Annotated in this window: 12 protein-coding genes and 1 pseudogene; 10 read left to right on the plus strand and 3 right to left on the minus strand. The window is 53.7% G+C overall.

All coding sequences use genetic code 11. The features are described 5' to 3' along the window. Nucleotides 1–277: 277 nt before the first annotated feature. Nucleotides 278–2290, minus strand: coding sequence for a trypsin-like peptidase domain-containing protein (locus SH248x_RS13345; RefSeq protein WP_459554778.1), 2013 nt, complete (start codon nucleotides 2288–2290; stop codon nucleotides 278–280). Nucleotides 2291–2763: 473 nt separating this feature from the next. Here SH248x_RS13345 and SH248x_RS13350 point away from each other — a divergent pair, with 473 nt between their 5' ends. From SH248x_RS13350 to SH248x_RS13360, 3 genes and pseudogenes are all read left to right on the plus strand, one after another. Next, nucleotides 2764–3468 carry a hypothetical protein gene (locus SH248x_RS13350; RefSeq protein ID WP_459554779.1) on the plus strand — a complete coding sequence of 235 codons (705 nt, stop codon included), beginning with the start codon at nucleotides 2764–2766 and terminating at the stop codon, nucleotides 3466–3468. Between the two features lie 171 nt (nucleotides 3469–3639). After that, nucleotides 3640–7473, plus strand: a complete 3834-nt coding sequence (locus SH248x_RS13355; protein WP_459554780.1) for a cytochrome c biogenesis protein — start codon at nucleotides 3640–3642, stop codon at nucleotides 7471–7473. Nucleotides 7474–7671: 198 nt separating this feature from the next. Continuing rightward, a pseudogene (locus SH248x_RS13360) lies at nucleotides 7672–8144 on the plus strand (macro domain-containing protein). Between the two features lie 47 nt (nucleotides 8145–8191). On the opposite strand, the gene SH248x_RS13365 reads toward SH248x_RS13360, so the two are convergent. Further along, nucleotides 8192–8506, minus strand: coding sequence for a hypothetical protein (locus tag SH248x_RS13365; protein ID WP_459554781.1), 315 nt, complete (start codon nucleotides 8504–8506; stop codon nucleotides 8192–8194). Nucleotides 8507–8984: 478 nt separating this feature from the next. On the opposite strand from SH248x_RS13365, the gene SH248x_RS13370 reads away from it, so the two are divergent. The 7 genes from SH248x_RS13370 to SH248x_RS13400 all read left to right on the plus strand — a co-directional run bounded on the left by SH248x_RS13370 (nucleotide 8985) and on the right by SH248x_RS13400 (nucleotide 17844). Beyond that, on the plus strand, nucleotides 8985–9692 hold the full coding sequence (locus SH248x_RS13370) for a hypothetical protein (protein WP_459554782.1): 708 nt from the start codon (nucleotides 8985–8987) through the stop codon (nucleotides 9690–9692). Between the two features lie 508 nt (nucleotides 9693–10200). Continuing rightward, a complete protein-coding gene (locus SH248x_RS13375) occupies nucleotides 10201–11196 on the plus strand; it encodes a PhoH family protein (RefSeq protein ID WP_459554783.1) in 996 nt (331 codons plus the stop codon). Between the two features lie 347 nt (nucleotides 11197–11543). Then, entirely contained in the window at nucleotides 11544–12500 is a 957-nt protein-coding gene (locus SH248x_RS13380) for a DUF1559 family PulG-like putative transporter (RefSeq protein WP_459554784.1), read from the plus strand. Between the two features lie 4 nt (nucleotides 12501–12504). Beyond that, nucleotides 12505–12963 carry a hypothetical protein gene (locus SH248x_RS13385; RefSeq protein WP_459554785.1) on the plus strand — a complete coding sequence of 153 codons (459 nt, stop codon included), beginning with the start codon at nucleotides 12505–12507 and terminating at the stop codon, nucleotides 12961–12963. A gap of 313 nt (nucleotides 12964–13276) precedes the next feature. Further along, a complete protein-coding gene (locus tag SH248x_RS13390; protein WP_459554786.1) occupies nucleotides 13277–15703 on the plus strand; it encodes an HD family phosphohydrolase in 2427 nt (808 codons plus the stop codon). 133 nt (nucleotides 15704–15836) lie between these two features. Continuing rightward, the gene (gene ybeY / locus SH248x_RS13395; protein ID WP_459554787.1) at nucleotides 15837–16322 is read left to right on the plus strand and encodes an rRNA maturation RNAse YbeY; all 486 of its coding nucleotides are present in this window, start codon (nucleotides 15837–15839) and stop codon (nucleotides 16320–16322) included. Between the two features lie 226 nt (nucleotides 16323–16548). Beyond that, nucleotides 16549–17844, plus strand: coding sequence for a hemolysin family protein (locus SH248x_RS13400; protein ID WP_459554788.1), 1296 nt, complete (start codon nucleotides 16549–16551; stop codon nucleotides 17842–17844). Nucleotides 17845–18091: 247 nt separating this feature from the next. Here SH248x_RS13400 and SH248x_RS13405 read toward each other — a convergent pair whose 3' ends face one another. Next, the gene (locus SH248x_RS13405; RefSeq protein WP_459554789.1) at nucleotides 18092–18748 is read right to left on the minus strand and encodes a hypothetical protein; all 657 of its coding nucleotides are present in this window, start codon (nucleotides 18746–18748) and stop codon (nucleotides 18092–18094) included. Nucleotides 18749–18950: the final 202 nt, after the last annotated feature.

Here is an 18950-nt window from a genome sequence, read left to right on the forward strand (position 1 = left end):
GGTTGAATATCCAATTGGTGCGGTTCGAAGACTCACCTGCATCCTACAATGCAAAAAGGCACAGACTTTGAAGTCTGTGCCTTTGAAGGGCTGGAGAATCATAAATGGCTTACAAAACACAATCAGAATGAATTAACCACAGAGCCACGGAGGACACAGAGGAAGACGATCAATCGAGTTTTTTCTTCACGACTCTGTGACCTCCGTGCCTCTGTGGTGAACCTGATTTCTGGTTTTGGATCGGCTGATTCCCGTCTCGTCGATTTTCTTTGGACTGTTAAATTTCGCCTCGCTTGTAGCGTCGGACGTAGTAGCCGGTTTGTTGGGGGCGTTCTTTTTTCATTTCTGACTGCATGCCGTAGGGGATCGTTCCGCTGGTTTGTGGGAGTTGAGAGCGGGACTCTGGTTGTCCCCATGATGGGGGCCAGTTTTGAGTCGCTGGAGCAGACGGAGCCGTCATCGGCGTCATGCTTCCTGCTGCGGGAGTCATGCTGTTCATGACGGGAGTCGGGTTTTCTTTGCGAGCCGAGGTGATTTGCAGGTTGCTGTTGATTTCACCAGGAGTCGGTTTGCCCTGGAGTTCCGCCAGGAAGCTGGCAGAGACTGCTGGGATGATGACGACTTGAGGCTGACCGCCGTTGGGCGACTCGATGATGATCGTCAACTTCGAGCCAGCGGCGTTGTTGAGAGTCGCGGCGGCGTCGGCTGGCAGAGAAGTCCCGGCTGCATTTAAGGAGGAACCAATGCTGGAAGTACCAGGAGCAGATGTTGCAGTGCCAACATTTGGCATTGAAGAACCCAGGCCCATGGTTGAGTTTGTGTTTGACGCAGCTGTTTCCCATGAAGAAGCAGCTGGCTGTGGGATCGGAGTCGAAGTGGCTGAGTTGGACAGCATGTTCGGTTCGCGAGACGTCGGGTTGTTTTGAGACATTGCCATTTCGAAAGGAGAGGCAGACGCTGCGGGTGCTGACGTCGGGGCAGGATGACTTCCTTCACCAAAGGCGATGGTCGATTCCTGAGCGGGGGCTGCGCTGTTTTCGCCGAGCAGGTAACCGAGTTTGTTTTTGCGGAGAATGCCATGAATCGGCTTCAGGCCGCAGTACAGTCCGCGTTGATCTTTAGGGTCCGCAGCGATGCAGACACCGATGATCTGCTGATGGCGATCGAACAGTCCGCCACCTGAGCGGCCTTGAACGGGGACGCCGTTACATTCGATGTTGTCTGGACCGTTGTACTTGTTGATCGCGGTGATCTGGTGGTTTTCTTTGGTGGGGTTATTCCCTGCACTGCAGCCGATGGAGCAGACTTCGCTGCCGACGTTGGTCAGTGACTGAGTTCCTGCGACGAGCGCGACGGGGAGTTGTTGTTCGCTGGGAATTGCGATCAGACCGACGTCTGCATCGAGATCGAAATCAATGACCTGAGCGACATAGGTCTTGGGCTTGCCGTCGGCGAAGACATCGACTTCGACCTTGCTGCCTGCTGCCAGTCCACGCAGGACGTGTCCACAGGTCAGGATGACGGATTTGCCATAGCGAGAATCGATGATGGCTCCCGAACCGAAGTTTTCACCCTTTTGATCCTGAACGCGAATCCGGACCGCCGCGTGGCTGGCTGGTGTTCGTTCGAGTGCTTTGTCTGCAGAGGCTGCGAACTCGTTGTTGCCGCGATAAACAGCGGGGGCTTCCGCTGTCTTTTCTTCTTCTTTGCGACCGCCGAAGAGGCTCCAGTTACGGTCTTTTTCTTTTTCAGGAGCAGCGTTGCTGGCGACGCTGGCTTTGCCTGGGAACATGGCTGAGGATCCCAGAGTTGGTCGTTCGAGTCCGTTGGCGCCCTGGGCGATGATTTCGCTCGCGGAGGCCTGACGGACGCGGGGAGTAGCGGTGGTATCATTGTAAGAAGACGCATCGGCGTTGAGATCAGCGGCTGCGACGGTCACTCTGGAGGACTCTTGAAGGGCTTTCTGAGCGACGCTGGCCATGCGTTCGAGTTTGTCTTTGCTTTGGGCACCGACTGCCCGTTCGACTTCCTTGCCATTGACGACAAGAACGAACGTGGGATAGCCATCGATCCCGTAATGGCTGGCGACTTCGGGCTTTTGTGAGCCATCGATCTTAATGACGGGGTAGCCTGCCCTTTGCAGCTCGCCCACGCTTGGTGCGACGACGTTGCAGTAATGGCAACCGGGAGTTGTGAAGTAAAGCAAACCACTCTTCGAAGCAGAGGCACCGTTATCGCTTACGCCACCGATGGCCATGACCATCAGCGCGAAACTGGTGAGTGAATCCATTCTGATCTCCCAGTGATCTCTTGAGCGAAGTCAATTTCGCCCAACTTGTATGAGATTTGTTGACCCCAAAAACGAGGTCGTTCCAGCCGCGACATAGTGTCACGGTAGGCATCCATGCCGATTGCACTTTTTAGCAGTCCTATTGCAAACATTACAAGCTCAATTGTTTGTAGAACTTACAGACATTGAACTGGAAAAGTTACAAGGCGAGCTGCTGTCTGTCGTCGCAAAAACAAGCTTTGATTCTTGCTATGTTGGTGGTACAATTCGGGTTAAATCCCACCGACCAACCTGCGACGACAAAAGGGTTCTGGTCACACTCTTCCTACCGACGCACCTTCCATACCAAACCACATTTTTCCATTTTTTCCGATGGCTTGACGAAGACCCGCGTGTCGGCGCACTGCTTGCCCACGTTTCCACACTAAGTTCCCAAACTGTACAAACCTGTTTGCCTTGATAGATCGTCTCGTATGCTCAAACGATTTTCGCCTTCATTTATTCTTAGTCTGGCCATTCCCTGCGTGATGATGGCGTGCGACCGATCGCCTGTGATCAAAACGCAGAAAGTCCCTAAGGAAGAGATGATTATCTCCGGGAACCAGGCTGCTCCTGATGCTCTCCCAGCCGCGCATCCTGATATCACAGCACCGTTTATGTCTGGCAAGCCCGCTGCGAGCATGCCGGATTCTGCTGGTCCGTTCACGATGATCGGGGCGATTATCCCCGTCGGCGAGATGGCTTGGTTCTATAAACTGTCTGGTCCAGCTGACCAGGTTGCACCGCTGGAAGAATCAATTCTCAACTTCCTGAAAGCGACCAAATACGTCGATGGCAAGCCGGACCTGTCCTCGGTTCCGGAAGCCTGGAAGACGGGCCCTGGCAACAGCATGCGTTTCGCCACCTTGAGCATCCCGCATGACGACAAGTCATTCGATCTGGCGATCAGCACCCTTACCCTCAATGGTTCCTGGGACGAATACTCCCTGATCAACATCAACCGCTGGCGTCAACAACTTGGCCTGCCTGAGGTCAAACTGTCTGAACTCATCAGCGACAACGAAAGCGAAGTCGTGGAGGAGATCGAAACCCCAGCCGGCAAGGGACGTTACGTCCGACTGACGGGCCCGAAAAATCCTAATGCTTCGGGCATGTCTGCTCCCTTTATGGGGCGTTGACGCGATTCAAAGAAGATCCAGAACAGGGACGAAGACTGGAACGCAGAGATAACAGAGGGGAGCAGAGTTCGCGGAGGAAGGCATTGTCAAAACTCTGCGTCCTCTGCTCTCCTCCGCGAGCTCTGCGTTCCAGTCTTCGTCTCCCAAACATGCTTGCTCAAAGCCGCAAGCATGGCACATCATCTAAAATACACAGACATCAACTTCTGCCTGCGAGCTTTTATGGCGACTCATCTTGAAACCACCGATGTCGATTCCCAAACCTCTCCGGAATCGCGCCGTCGACCAAAATCACAGTCCAGTTCGCCTGTGCTCGATTTCCTTTATGGCATTGCGTCATTGAAGCTGACGGTGTTGCTGTTTGCCCTCTCGGTCTTTCTGGTTCTGGCGGGAACGCTGGCGCAGACGGAAGCGGATATCTGGGCGGTTGTCCGTCAGTATTTTCGCGTCTGGTTTGCGTGGATTGAGTTCAAGGTTTTTCTGCCGCCGGCCTGGTTCCCGACCATTGATCGGGCTTCGAATTCGTTTCCCTTTGGTGGTGCGGGATTCTGGTTTCCGGGTGGCTGGCTGCTCGGCTCGTTCATGACGGCGAACCTGCTGTGTGCGCATGCTCTGCGGTTTAAGTCCCAGGCGAAGGGGATTCGACTCACCTCGGGAATCTTCACGATCATCGTGGGGATTATCGCGACATTTCTCGTCATTCAAACTGGTTCGATGGGGGAAGGTCGACTCCAGGCGGGTAGCCTGTTGAGTGAATCGACTGTCTGGAAAGTCTTCCTCGGCTCGCTGCTCGTCACTGGAATTCTCTCGATCATCTCTGCAGCCAAGACGCCATCCAAGAAGACCGGCGAGTTCTGGCTGTACGGGCTTCTTGGACTCGGTTTGACGGGCTGCAGCGTGTGGCTGTTCCTGACGCCGTCGCTGCAGATTGATGACTCCGGGATGCGGATCCTGTGGCAACTCCTCAAGGGCGCGGGTGCTTCTCTGGTCCTGCTGGCTGGATGCTGGCTGGTCTTCAAAAAGCGTGCAGGGATCGTGTTGCTGCATGCGGGCGTGCTGCTGCTCATGGCCAATGAATTGAACGTTCACATGAATCACGTCGAGTCGCAGATGCGACTGGAAGAAGGGGATACGCGGAACTTCACCGAAGACATCCGCGACTACGAACTGGCGATCATCGACCGCTCTGCTCCTGAGTCGGATACCGAAGTGATCGTCCCGGCGGAACTTCTTAAGAGTGTCGATACAACACTCAGCGATGCCCAACTGCCCTTCACGATCAAGCCTTTGCGTTACATGGTGAACTCGGATGCGCGCGAACTCAAAGAGGGTGAGACGCCCCTGGCTACCAAAGGCCAGGGCGCCAAGATTTTTGCAGAAGAAGTTGCTCCGATTACGGGCGTTGATAGTGGGCGCGTTGATATGCCCTCGCTCGTGGCTGAACTGATCGATACGAAGACGGGCGACAGTCTCGGAACGTGGCTGTTCACGCTGTTTACCAAAGAGCAGCCGATTCAGATTGGCGAGAAAACTTATGACGTCGGCATGCGTTTTGAACGTCACTATAAGGATTACTCGGTCCATCTGATTGACGTCTCTCGTGATGATTATGTCGGCACCAATACGCCGCGCAACTATTCGTCGGATGTGCAGATTGTCGATCTGAAAGACAACTCGACGCGTCAGGCTCACATCTGGATGAACAATCCGCTGCGATTCGCGGGCGAGACGTTCTACCAGTCAGGCTACAATCCCCCTGCCCCGGCTCTCGGGATGATGCGGGAATCGACGGTCCTCTCGGTCACCAGCAACGAAGGCTGGATGATGCCCTACGTCGCCTGCATGATCGTCGCGATCGGGATGCTGGCACAGTTTATCCTGACGCTGACGCGTTTTTTGAATCGGCAGGCGGCTCCTGCTCGCGTCGCTGGTGAAGACGATGCACCAGTTCCTTCTCGCGACCGACAACCGGTCTGGGCGATCGGCCTGACGACCATTCTGGTTGTCAGCTTCGGGGGTTACATCCTCTCGAAACTTCGTCCTCAGAAGGACGTTGCGGATGCGCCCCATATTGTTGCGTTCGGCGAGATTCCAATCGTTTACGAAGGGCGTACCAAGCCGATCGATACACTGGCGAGAAATACCCTGCGGATTCTGAATCAACGCGAAACGGCATGGCGTCCCGTAGAGATTAAGCTCGATGACGTCGGCAATCCGATCCCTGGCGGCGTGATTGATGGCGAGTACAACGACGTCGACCTGGTTACGGTGACCGCCACGCAGTGGCTGCTCGATTTGATTGCCCGCCCGGATATTGCCGAACATGATCGCGTGTTGAAGATCGATAACGACGAAGTTCTCGCCCTGCTGGAACTCCCCAAGCGAAAAGTTCACGTCTATTCGCCCGCTGAAATCATGCTGCATCAGGATAAATTCGATGCAGAGATCAAATCGATCAACGAACAAGTCGAAGCGGGAACACTCAGCAATCTGACGTTTTCACCTTATCAGCGAAAACTCAAAGAGCTTTACAGCAAGCTCAACACCTTAATGATGGTCCGCATGACGTTCTCGCCCCCAGAGATTGATCCCAACCCGGAAACGATCTGGAAGCAGATCGCCGAAGCACTGGGAGCCATTCGTCGTTTTGATGCCCTGAACCCACCACTCGTGATTCCGCCTTCGAAGGATATTGACTGGGCGAAAGTCAAAACAGAATGGGCCAGTCATCAGTTGCTGAATGTTGTTTATCCTCTGGTCGAGAATGAAGCTGGCAACTGGACGACGTTCCGCAAGGCCTGGATGACCAACCTGCTGGTGACCTGGTTTGCAGAACAGAAAGGCAACGAGTTCAACGAGAAGTTCGTTGAGATGCTGTCGACCTATGGCGATTACAACGTCGAAAAAGATGAGAAGGGTGTCGACAAGAATGCGGAAGAAAATGCGAAAGCTATCGCCGCTTTCAACACCGCAGTCGCGGACTATCACAAACTTCTCGCCGTGGCCAAACCGAAAGATTACCAGCCATCGAAGGTGAATTTTGAGTATTACTTCAACGCGACTTCTCCGTTCTATTACTCGGGTGTCAATTATCTGGCGGCTCTGGTTTGTGTTCTCCTCGGATGGGTGGCGTTCAACTCGCGTCCGTTGAGTCGTGCTTTCAATAATGGGGCGACGGGGATTCTGATCATCACGTTTGCCGTCCACATTTTTGCTCTCGTCGCGCGGATGTATATTTCTGGACGGCCTCCGGTTACCAATCTCTACAGTTCGGCGATCTTCATTGGCTGGGCGGGGGTTCTGGCGGGGCTTCTTCTCGAACCGATTCTCAAACACGGCCTGGGCAACATCATCGCTGCCGTTGCAGGGTTTGCGACGATCCTGATTGCCGACGGCCTCTGGTTCAGCGGCGGGCTGGCCGCGACCGGTGATACGATGACCGTCCTGCAAGCTGTCCTCGATACGCAGTTCTGGCTCGCGACGCACGTTGTGACGGTGACGCTCGGGTACGCAGCGACCTTCATCGGCGGGCTGCTCGGAGTTGTCTACATCCTGCGTGGCGTCTTCACCTCAACCCTTGGCAAGCTCGACGCCAAACAGCTGCTGACGACCATTTACGGGTCCCTGTGTTTCGCCCTCTTCTTCAGCTTTGTCGGAACCGTCCTCGGCGGTCTGTGGGCGGACGACAGCTGGGGTCGCTTCTGGGGCTGGGACCCTAAAGAAAACGGCGCGCTCATTATCGTGCTGTGGAACGCCCTTGTTCTGCATGCCCGCTGGGATGGCATGGCGAAGGGTAAGGGGCTCGCGATTCTCGCAGTCGCGGGCAACATCGCGACTTGCTGGTCCTGGTTCGGCGTCAACGAACTCGGCGTCGGTCTGCACAGCTACGGCTTCACCGAAGGGGTCCTGATGTACCTGGCGATCTTTGTCGTCAGCCAGCTGGTGGTGATTGGCCTGGGGATGCTGCCGACGAAGGTTTGGGCGTCGCGCAAAATGCTGACATGAGCAAGACTGGAACGCAGAGAAAACAGAGTTGAGCAGAGGTCGCAGAGGAGAAACAAAATTCTTTAACGCAATGGCGCGACGACGCAAAGAAAACACTCGCTGATACAATCCTCCTTTGCGCCTCCGCGTTTTTGCGTTAATTGTACTCCTCTGTGTTCTCTGCTCCCCTCCGCGACCTCTGCGTTCCAACCTCTTACCATGCAATACGAAATCACCGAAGGCGATCTTCTCGCCCAGGATGTCGAAGTGATCGTCAACGCCTGGAACAGGAATGTCATTCCCTGGTGGCTGCTTTTGCCACAGGGGGTTTCAGGAGCGATCAAAAAGAAAGCAGGGATTCAACCGTTTCGAGAGGTCGGACGACTGGGACCAATCCCTCTGGGCGGGGCTGTTCTCACGTCCGCAGGCAGACTTCCGTACAAGGGCATCATCCACGTGGCGGGCATCAATCTGCTCTGGATGGCCAGCGAATGGTCCATTCGACAGTCTGTTCGAAACGCCCTGGCGATCATGCAGGATAAGGGGTTCGAGTCGATCGCATTCCGGTCATCGGCGCAGGGTCGGGTAGTTTCCGGGAACCGGAGGCCAAAAAGATCCTGAGCGATGAACTGGAACACGCCGAAGTAGGTGGACGAGCGGTCCTGGTGGTTTATCGTCGCTGTACCGGTTGATGCGCGCAGTGCGAGCCTGGTAAGACCAATCGACGAGGGCACAAGGATTAACGCTGGCAGAAATTGCGGGCGTCGGTGGCCAGTTTGAGCAGTTGTTGGCGGCTCATTTGACGAAGAGAGGCGGCGCGGCAAGCAAAGGCCACCTGGGCGGAGACAGCGTCCGCGGGAAGCTGGGTATCGAGAATCAACGACATCAGTCCATCATTGTCCATCTGGGCCAACTCGTAATCAGTCACGAGCGCAATGGCTTCGCGAACATGGTTGAGAGGAATGTCCAGCAGTGGTCGGAGGTTCGGGGGTGGTGAGGACTCGAACCGCTCATCGAGCGGAAGATCTTCGAGCAATCGGGTGGCGGCAATCATGGTTTATCCTTTATCAGTCTGCTGCTTCATTATGCAGATCGTTATGAATTTGACAGATCCTGCAGCAGAAAAGTTCGGTTTGAACTTCAGAATGGCTTATTGGCAATGCATGTGCCATAAGCAATTTTAATTCAACAGGCGAACTGAATTTGGTATTAGCCGGTACAATTTCCCTCGTTGACCGGGCTTGGCAGATTCTAGTGAGTGATCGTGAAGATCATTGCCATGGAGATGGGAAGAATTGATGAGGAAATGTGCAGACGTGGGCCGTGATATTTGCGAGCCCCGTGAGCAACCTCCCTGTTTTCGACGGGAAGACGAACTCCGATGCGATCCCTTTCAAACTCTAGAACAATTTCTGAGGGATTTGATGGGATAACCTGAGAAACTCCGTGTCGAGATTCTTTTTGACATGCGATCTGCTATGTGAGCTAATCATGTTGTCGCTTCCGATATCTCTCTCAATCACGGAGCAATAATGAAATTTTCTTTCTACGCTCAACTACTTTCCATAGCGTTCTTTTTACCTCAACCTGCATTTGCTCAGCTGGATCTCAATGAAGCGAAGTCATATGAGCGTCCAATTGTTCGTGTGTCATTTTCACCGGAAATTCCAAGCTTCGGCGGAAGTCCCGTCGGAGAAACAAACAATCCATCACTACTCGAAGATGGGCCTGGCAATGTTGTCATCGTTCCGCAAACAGGAAAACGCGTTCAGGCCTATAGCCTGACGACAGGCAGATGGGCGAGCATTGATCTTGAAGAAGGGGACGTTTCAGATGTGTTTCCGACGACCGACGGGAAAGTTGTCGTCTTTCGCGTGAAACGCTGGGTCTATGGATTCAGTGCCAAGGCGGGTCGATGGGATAAGATACAAATATCAAATGAACTTCTGGCGACAGACGACGGTGGCTCAAAGCGGATCGCAGTCCCTATGTTGGGGAATGGTACTGTCGCTATCAAAAGCGGACGAGTGATCTGTGCATTCTGCGCGGAGCATGCGAAATGGGACCGACTTGTTATTTCAAAGTATCAGACAGCTCAAGTAAAGCTTCATAAAAATATGATTAGCGTCAGCGATGAGATGAATATTTACGATGCCTTCTCAGACACCAGCCAGGAATGGAGCGGGGTGGACCTGATGACGGGAGAGCAACTGCCGGTTAATCGCGAACTTCCGCAGTAGGTGGGGTGTCGTTCGCCAAAGCGCGTCAAAAAATTTGAACCACGGATGAACACAGATCGACACGGATAAGATGGAATCACTCTGATTCTGATCTGCGTCCACCTGCGTTCATCTGCGGTTCAAATTCTCTTGTTCTGAATGTACGAGAGTTTTGACACAGAGTTCACAGAGGGCACAGAGTTGGAGAGAAGAAACCAACTACGGATCAACACGGATGGACACTGATAAAACCAAACGTCAGGAATCACGTTTCTGACCTCGTGTTCTATGCAATTATCTGCGGCTCTCATGTCTTCTTCATCCGTGTTTCTTCGTGTTCATCCGTGGTTCGCTTTTCACCGGTGGTTTCATTCAGAGTCCGCTGGAAACGCATGCGTGCAGATCGATGAACTGGCAATGAAAACTTCCCGAAGGCTCTGTACGGGGGTGGACGGGGAGTTATCATTAACTGAAGTGACTTTTCAAAAGGAGCCCGGATGACTCAACCTGCCTGTGAAGGAAACGCGGATTGAAACTCGCCATTGAATTTCAGGATCAGAAGCATATCCAGACCATTTGTGGGCCGCATGATGCTTATCTGCGGGGAATGCTCGAACGGGCGGGGATTCGTGGCGTTGTTCGTGAAGGGAAGTTGATTCTCGAAGGGGACAGTGAAGGTGTTCATCAGGTTGAGAAGGTTGTCGATCGATTAAAGACAATCGTCGAGAAGAAGCAGTTTCTGCATCCGTGGCAGGTTGATGAAGCACTTGCGAGTGTCTTTCTGTCCCAGGATCATTCGCAAAGTATTGCGCTCGAAGTCAATGATCGTGGCAAGCGGATCGTCGCGCAGACGGCGGGTCAGCAGCGCTATATGCGGCTGATGCTTGAGAATGATCTCGTCTTTTGTCGTGGGCCTGCGGGGTCCGGGAAAACGTATCTCGCTGTGGCGATGGCGATTGCGGCTCTTCGCAAAGAGAAGGTTCGTAAGATCGTGCTCGCGCGACCTGCTGTCGAAGCGGGTGAGAAGATCGGGTTTCTGCCGGGGGACATGTTCGAGAAGGTCAATCCTTTCCTGCGGCCGCTGCTGGATGCGATGCGCGAGATGATGGATTACGACCAGGTGCAGCGTCTGATCGATAGTGATGTCATCGAGATCCTGCCGCTGGCGTTCATGCGTGGTCGGACGCTCAACGATACGTACATGATTCTCGATGAAGCTCAAAACACCACCGTGACGCAGATGAAGATGTTTCTGACACGGATGGGGCAAGGCTCGCGGATCGTCGTCACGGGGGACGATACTCAGCTCGACTTGCCGCCGGGGGTAACCTCCGGGTTTTCGGATGCGGTCAGGCGTCTGCGGAACATCCATGGCATCGGCTCGATTCGCCTGGACGCTGCCGACATCGTGCGTCACCCGCTGGTGCGTGACATCGTCAAAGCTTACGACGAACACTCACGCCGCCTGCATGAGATGCACGGCAGTGGGGATGAGGAAGACGATTTCGGGAACGGTGTTGGGTAGTCCTTATACGAACTGCACTTTAAGCCATCGCGGTTACAAAAAGTCGTGCCATGCTCACAGCTTTGGGTGAGCATGTGGTTTCGTTTGACGTTGGAGTGATCAGAACATGCTTGACCAAAGCTGCAAGCATGGCACGTTGCTTCTCTACGGTCACGAGAACGTCAGTTTGTGCACAATTCTGCAGCGAGCCCACTAATTGTGAAATATTTCGCAGTAAAGCGGAATTAAAAGCCGCAAAAACGCTTGAAATCGCAATCGACCACTCGACGCTGGTCTAAATGAGCGATATGTTTATATGAGTTCTTTTTGCTCCCATCCCATTTCATTTCTTCTACGGAGTTTCTCATATGTCGAGACAAATGCACCGATCAAAAGGCTTTACGTTGATCGAGCTGCTGGTGGTGATTGCCATTATCGCCACGCTGGTGGCCATTCTTCTCCCAGCCGTCCAACAGGCTCGCGAAGCTGCCCGCCGCTCGACTTGTAAGAACAATCTGAAGCAGATTGGGATCGCGCTTCATAATTATCATGATACGTACAACCGGCTGCCGGCTGGGTTGACCAATCCAGGCGTTCCTGAAAGACCAGGCTGGGGGTGGGGAGCATCCATTCTGCCTCAAATTGAGCAAGGGGCTTTATACGATGCGCTCAGAGTTGGCGATGTCCCACTTCGAAGTCTCTACACCTCAACTGCGACTGATCAAGTCAGGGCTTTGCTTCAGGCTCCAATCTCGGTCTATCGTTGTCCGTCCGATGTTATGCCAGAGTTAAACTCAAACGTTTGGGGACACCCTAACATGGGAGCCGAAGGGACGGGTAGACCATTTAAGGTAGCGACTTCAAATTACACGGGCATGGGAGAGTATAATGGGCAAGTTCATGCCGCCGGAGCAAACGAAGTTAAATGGAGAGGTGTTTTCTATTTTGAAAGCTATACCAAATTTAGTGACATTCTAGATGGTCTTTCTAACACCATCTTCATCAATGAACGGGACGGTGGTCCTGCAGCAGATGGCCACAACTTTAGAGCTGCGGTTTGGATCGGTTCAGGAAGTCGTTCATCGAACGCATGGTCTTCAGTTGGCTCGAACTTGTCCCGTGGTGAGCTCGGAATCAACGTCGATCACGCTGCAGCAGGTTCACAGGTAAATCTCGGGAAGGGTATCAGCAGTCTACACAAAGGCGGCGCACAAGTTTTGTTAGGTGACGGAGGAGTTCGTTTCCTTTCAGAATCAATGGACGTTACCAGGGTTCTGAGCCCACTTTGCCTGAGAGCTGACGGGCAAGTCATTGGGGAATTCTAAGTGTTTGCTCGCCAAGCCATTCCCTCGTGTTTCTTTCTCATTACAAACTGAATATCGAGAAAATTTCATGTCGCCAATCAAGCTCCTCACAACTTCTTTGCTGCTTCTAGTCATTTCCGGCTGTGGTGGCTCAACGACAGGGTCTGTCACTGGAACTGTCCGCGTTGATGGAAATCCCATGGGAGGTTTTGAGGTGCGGTATTATTCCGTTGCTGACGGTTCTATGGCGATTGGTGGTGCATTATCGGACGGTCAATATAAAATCGTAAAAGGTCGTGGCGAAACCGCCATTGAAGCTGGAGACTACAAAGTCACTGTCACTCCAAGTTCAATGATCGATGGTGTCGCTGAGCCTAAGGTCAAAATCCCTCGTGAGCTTGCCGATGCCAGCACGACGACTTTAATGAAGACCGTCGGTCCTGGTGCGAACGTGATTGATCTTGAGATCTCTGCTCAGAAGTAAGTTATAATTTGAAGACCAAAAGGCCCTGCCGGGTGATCTGGCAGGGCCTTTTTTTGTTTTGCGATCTTCGGATTATGCGGGCGGCGATGTGGCCTGGAACGGGAAGGGGCTTGGAAATCAAGCTTGGAATGCAGCAATCTTGCAAATTCGCGTGCTCGCTTGAGGGATCGCAAAATTGACCGGCGGGGGTTGTATCCGGCGGAAAAACGTCTGCTATACTTTATGGACACGTGGCAGGTCGGTCTTCGGATCGTGACCTGATGACTGGTCATTCCAGTGACGTCACGTGCAAGTTCCCCTCTGAGGCGAGTGCATGAAATTCTGGACCGGGAAAAAGCCCCGCAAACCTGTTGGCAATATGCTGGCAAAAAAGCGGACGTTTCCCTTCGGCTTTGGACAGCAGTGGACGACCCGTCAGCAGATGAACCGGGCGATCCTGTGCGGAATCACGATTCTCGCTCTGCTGTTGATTACGGAAAGCTGGCGGTCTCCGTTTCCTCACCGGATCGGCGATCAGTTTCCACACGGCCTGTCTGCGCGCACGACGTTTGAGATCGTCAACACGTTCGAAACGAACCGCGTTCGCAACGAGCAGGAAAAGCAGGTCCCTTTCTACTTCCGCAATGATGCTGCGTTCCTGAGAACGCTGCCTCGCGCTTTGCAGGCGGATCTTGGGACGATTTCCGAGAGTGATTCTCTGGAAGAGCTGCCGAGGAACCTGAGACGCGATTTCGGCCTGCAACCGAACTACGGCGAGTTGGGCGATACATCGACACAACAGCAGGTTCGCAATATCTATTCCCAGCTGAAAAGCTCGATCAGTCCCGGCGATGTTACGCGTACAGAAACGATCATCAGCTCGATCGTCGAAGAGATGAAGCAGCTGCTGGAGCCGATCATGGTTTCCGGGATCATCTCGCAGGAAGAAGTGAACCGTCTGGAAATTGGGGATTCGGTCATCGCGATCATCCCGGCTGACAACGAGCTGGCGGGTGGACTGACGGAACCCAAGCCGATTGAGGTGCACCTAGTCGATGTCCGTGCGGCTGACCTGCTCAATGATGCGGGTCTGATTGGACGCAATCTGCAGAACTACCCTGCCCTTGATCCGATCAAGACGCCGCTGATGATGTGGCTGCGGACTCACCTGCTGCCTTCGCTGCGCTATGATCAGGCGATGACGCAGGAAGCGCGCAGTCGCGTGCGGATGAATGTCCAGGAAGTCAGAGACAAGATTCTCGTCGGCGATACCCTGCTCCCTCCCAACGGCGTCATCGAGAAAGACAATCTGCTCCTCAATAAATTGCAGGCAGAATACCGGGCGCTGATCAACCAGTCGAGCTGGATGGAGACGATCCTGCGGATCGCGATGATTGCGTCGCTGCTGGTTGTTCTGCTGTTGATCAACGGGTTTTACGTCGCGCAGTATGAACCAAGGCTGGTCGGTTCACTGCCGGCATTGTCGACCTATCTGGCGGCGATCGTGTTGACGGTTTTGTTCTCCCGCTGGTTCTCATACGACCCTTGGCAGGCGGAAGTTATTCCGGTCATGGTCACGGTCATGATCTTCTCGGTTGCGTACAGCCAGGCGCTGGCGTGTCTGACCGCTCTTTCGTTGTGTTTGATTGTGACCTTGTCGACTCAATTGGATTTGACGCAGTTTGTGGTGCTGCTGAGTACGTCGACCGTTTCGACGGTCCTCATGTACCGCATGCAGTCTCGCTCGATCATTATCTGGGCGGGGATTCTGGCGGGGATTGTTTACATCTTCGTCAACATCGGGATGCACGTTGTTGCTTCGCAGGATATTTCTGCGGTGCTGCAGGATCCTTATAAGCTGATCAATTCGCTGCGTGGCGGGGGGTGGTGTGTTGTTGCGGGGTATTTCGTTGCGGGGTCGCTGCCGTTTATTGAATCGATCTTTGGTGTCGTCACGGGCATCAGTCTGCTGGAATTGAGCGAGCCGTCTCACCCGCTGCTTCAGGAACTCGTGCGACGTGCTCCGGGAACTTACAACCACTCGATCACGGTCGCGAGTATTGCAGAAGCGGCTGCAGAGTCGATTGGGGCCAATGGTCTGCTGACGCGGATCGGGGCTTACTTCCACGATGTCGGGAAGATTCCGAAGGCCGAGTACTTCGTCGAAAATCGTCGTTCGGGGATGCCGAACAAACACGATTCTCTCGCTCCGGCGATGAGTACGCTGATCATCATTGGTCACGTGAAAGAGGGGGTCAATATTGCTGAGCAGTACGGATTGCCTCAGGCGCTGATCGACTTTATCGAACAGCACCACGGCACAACGCTCGTCGAGTACTTTTATCATGCTGCCCGCGAGAAGGCGGAGATGGACGACAACCGCAGCGGCATGGTCGAGGAATCGAGCTTCCGCTATCCAGGGCCGAAGCCGCAGTCGAAAGAGACCGGCATTCTGATGCTCTCGGATGCGGTTGAAAGTGCCAGCCGGACGTTGAGCGAACCGACGCCAGCCCGTATCGAGAGACTCGTTCACGATATCACAATGAAGCGCCTGCTCGATGGACAGTTCGACGAGAGTACCCTGACGCTTACCGAGCTTCAGCACATTGAAGACTCGCTGATCAAGTCGTTGACCGGGATTTATCACGGACGGATCGCCTACCCGGATGCCAAGTCGGAATCAAAGATTGAGCGTGGCGAGGGAAAGTCCGAGACGAAGATCATCCTCCCGGCGATGGCCGAGGCTCGTAACGCGTCTTGAAGAATTCGTGTAGGGTCCGCTGTGCGGACCGTTTCACGCAATATTTACGAAAACGAGATCCTCTTTTTAAATCAAAAGTCGTCATTGAATTGTACGCCGATTGACGGTCCGCACAGCGGACCCTACGAAAGCCATGATTGATCGCTCTGTGAATTCGACAGCCTTTCTTATTGAAGTCGATCGAGCTTGTTCCAAAGTTGCTCTGAGTGACGACTTGATTTGCTCGCGTCTTGCTGATGTTCTGCGTGGTGAAGGGGCGAGCGGGGGTGAGGTCAGTGTTTCGATCATTGGTCATCAGCAGATGCACGAGTTGAATGTGAAGTTTCTTTCGCATGACTATCCGACGGATGTCCTTAGTTTTCGCCTGGACGACCGCGATGATCTCAAGCATGTCGAAGGGGAAGTCATTGTCTCGGCTGAGATGGCGATCGACCAGGCGGCGGACTTCGGCTGGTCGGCGGAGAACGAGCTGATGTACTATCTGCTCCACGGCACTTTGCACCTGTGTGGCTACGACGATCACACTGACGCCGACATTGCCCAGATGCGTCAGCGGGAGTCCCATTACCTGCAATCCTGGGGGCTGCCGCGATCGGGAAACGACGGAGCGTCCCATTGAGATTCCGGAGATTGAACCGCAGATAAACGCAGATTCACACAGATAAGGGGAATGCGGCGCGTTTAATATCTTGACGTCTTCTATCTGTGTTTATCTGCGGTTCAGTTCTTTCAGAAGTTATGAATTTCTGTAAAACGACTGCTGACAGGTCTGCGGGTGTGCTAAGATCATGGTCTCGCAACCCTTCCTCCATGGAATAATCTCGTCGACAATCGACGAACAAAACATGCTGCCACACTTTTTGAGTATCGTTTCTTTTGGCCTGTTGATTCTGAGCGGGCTGGTCTCTTTTTCTATTCGCAGCTACTCCGTCAGTCGCCTGGAAGGACTGTGTGAGAAGAAGAATAATGACGAGCGATTTCGTCATATTCTCAAGCGCGAGTTCAAGGCACAGATCGCCTGGGATGTGCTGTTTGCGATTTCGAATGTCCTGCTGATCTACCTGCTCAGCTATATCTCGATTCCGATGGTCGAGGACTCCGCTGCCTCGAGTTGGCAACGCTTCAGTGAGCTGTGCGTTCTGGTCGCGACGTTCACATTGCTGGTGGTCCTGTCGACGATTATGACCTGGGCGATTGCCCGCGTTGTGCCGGAGATACTGCTTTACAAACTTTGGCCGACGATCTCCGTTGTCACGACACTCTTCAAACCAGTCACCCTGCTGGCCGAGCGACTCGATCACATTCTCCACCGCGTCAGTGGACGTGACGAGCCCGAAGCCCATGATGCCGGGATCGTCACCGACGAGATCATGAGCTATATCGATGAAGGTCAACGGGAGGGGATTCTCGAAGAAGGGGCGGGTCGGATGATCTCGCGCGTGATTGAACTGGCGGATTCGACCGTCGGCTCGATCATGACGCCTCGGACGGACATGAAATGTCTGTCTGCGGATGTGACCATCGAAGAGGCGCGTGATGAACTGATCAAGTCGGGGCATTCGCGAATGCCGGTCATCGGAGAGTCAACCGATGACGTGAAGGGGGTCCTTTACGCCAAGGACCTGCTCAAGGAAACGGCTCATCCGTCGCAGGATGGGTGGGATGTGCTGCGAATCCTGCGCAAGCCGTTTTATGTTCCCGAGACGACCGGGATCAATACCCTGCTCGAAATCCTCAAGCGCGAACGGGTCCACATTGCGATCGTCCTGGATGAGTATGGCGGGATTTCGGGACTGGTCACGATGGAAGATATCCTCGAAGAAATCGTCGGCGAGATCACCGATGAATATGACGAAGAAGAGGAACAGCGCATTGAGGAACTCGAAGAAGGGATCGCGGTTGTCGATGGTCGCGTCCATATTGATGAGTTGAACGAGAAGTTCGACTACGGCCTGTCTGAGGACGAAGATTACGACACCATCGGCGGCTTCGTCTTCGCCCGTCTGGGACGCATCCCCAAGGAGAACGAATCTGTGACCTGGAATAACCTCGAAGTGACTGTACTGGAAGCGGATGCGAGGAAAGTGATTAAGGTCCAGATCCGGGTCTTGAAGGGACAGCCGACGCTAGTGGAAGAGTAGGAGTTGGGAAGAAGGGCTTTGACACAGAGGTCACAGAGAGCACAGAGTTTGAAAGAAGAAGTGAACCGCAGATAAACACGGATGAACACAGATCAGAAGAAGTGAAGAAGAGCAGAGGCTGTTGCTCTCACTCCTGCGAACATTTTGACTTGATTGTTTTCTACCCGTGTTTTTTGTGTTCATCCGTGGTTTGATTTCTCTTGCCCACGCGGCAGCTTGAAGGCTCGTCTTGAAAGTTACACTGGTCCTAAAAGCCAGGACGCTGGCGATTTTCTGGGGCAGGTTTCGTGGAGTTTGAGGGAATCGTGCCGGAGATTGTTGGCTTGCCGGACGAGGATGTTCCTGCGGTGACAGGGATGTAGACTTTGGGAGACGAAGTCGTCGTGGAAGTGACGGGCGTGGACGTTGGCTGCAAGTACTCGATCTTGCGCGGAGCATAGGTTTTGGCAGGAGTGGTCGAGGCGACGGGTTCAGTGAGCCCAGCCGACGGTTGCGCCACAGGGGTTATCCCGGGCGTGACTTGTCTGGCCGAGGGGGCGACTGTGTTGGAATTGCTGGCGACTGCTTCTCGCAGTACTCCGGCTGGGGGAGGAGCCACTTCGTTTTTCAGTTGGGCACTGATGACGGGCTTTTGCTTGGCGGCTTCCTGGGCGGCGAAATAGGGTTGGAAGTAAGCGTACGTGCCATAGCCGATGAGCCCGACAACCAGCGCGAGCACGACTTCCTTGTATTCCACAAGATAATCCAGAGCGCCCAGATTATCGGGCTCGGATGTTTTCTTGGGGGTTGGCGCAGCGTCTTCATTCAACTCGCGCCGCTTGGCAGGTGCTGACTTCGCGGAGGAGGATTTCGTCACGCTACTGGGGCGTGGAGGAACTTTGGGGGGAACTTTTCCAGCTGACATACGGTCTGGCCCGACTCGTGATGATGGTTAGTGCACACGTATTCTGTAGATTTCATCTGAATTTCGCAAACTTGATCTCAGACATTTGCAGCTCATTAAGCACATTTCCGAGCAAAAAGTTCTGGTAGAATTCGCCATTTTTGATGGAACGCTGACAGATCAGAGAACGTCTCAATGGAATGATCGCTGATCGATCGAAATG

It is taken from the genome of Lacunimicrobium album (assembly GCF_052161635.1).
Lineage (GTDB): Bacteria > Planctomycetota > Planctomycetia > Planctomycetales > Planctomycetaceae > SXPC01.

What these genes read in the sequence shown, in the direction of transcription:
- SH248x_RS13345 (WP_459554778.1), bottom strand. Translation starts at nt 2,290, where the DNA reads ATGGATTCACTCACCAGTTTCGCGCTGATGGTCATGGCCATCGGTGGC.
- SH248x_RS13350 (WP_459554779.1), top strand. Translation starts at nt 2,764, where the DNA reads ATGCTCAAACGATTTTCGCCTTCATTTATTCTTAGTCTGGCCATTCCC.
- SH248x_RS13355 (WP_459554780.1), top strand. Translation starts at nt 3,640, where the DNA reads ATGGCACATCATCTAAAATACACAGACATCAACTTCTGCCTGCGAGCT.
- SH248x_RS13365 (WP_459554781.1), bottom strand. Translation starts at nt 8,506, where the DNA reads ATGATTGCCGCCACCCGATTGCTCGAAGATCTTCCGCTCGATGAGCGG.
- SH248x_RS13370 (WP_459554782.1), top strand. Translation starts at nt 8,985, where the DNA reads ATGAAATTTTCTTTCTACGCTCAACTACTTTCCATAGCGTTCTTTTTA.
- SH248x_RS13380 (WP_459554784.1), top strand. Translation starts at nt 11,544, where the DNA reads ATGTCGAGACAAATGCACCGATCAAAAGGCTTTACGTTGATCGAGCTG.
- SH248x_RS13390 (WP_459554786.1), top strand. Translation starts at nt 13,277, where the DNA reads ATGAAATTCTGGACCGGGAAAAAGCCCCGCAAACCTGTTGGCAATATG.
- ybeY (WP_459554787.1), top strand. Translation starts at nt 15,837, where the DNA reads ATGATTGATCGCTCTGTGAATTCGACAGCCTTTCTTATTGAAGTCGAT.
- SH248x_RS13400 (WP_459554788.1), top strand. Translation starts at nt 16,549, where the DNA reads ATGCTGCCACACTTTTTGAGTATCGTTTCTTTTGGCCTGTTGATTCTG.
- SH248x_RS13405 (WP_459554789.1), bottom strand. Translation starts at nt 18,748, where the DNA reads ATGTCAGCTGGAAAAGTTCCCCCCAAAGTTCCTCCACGCCCCAGTAGC.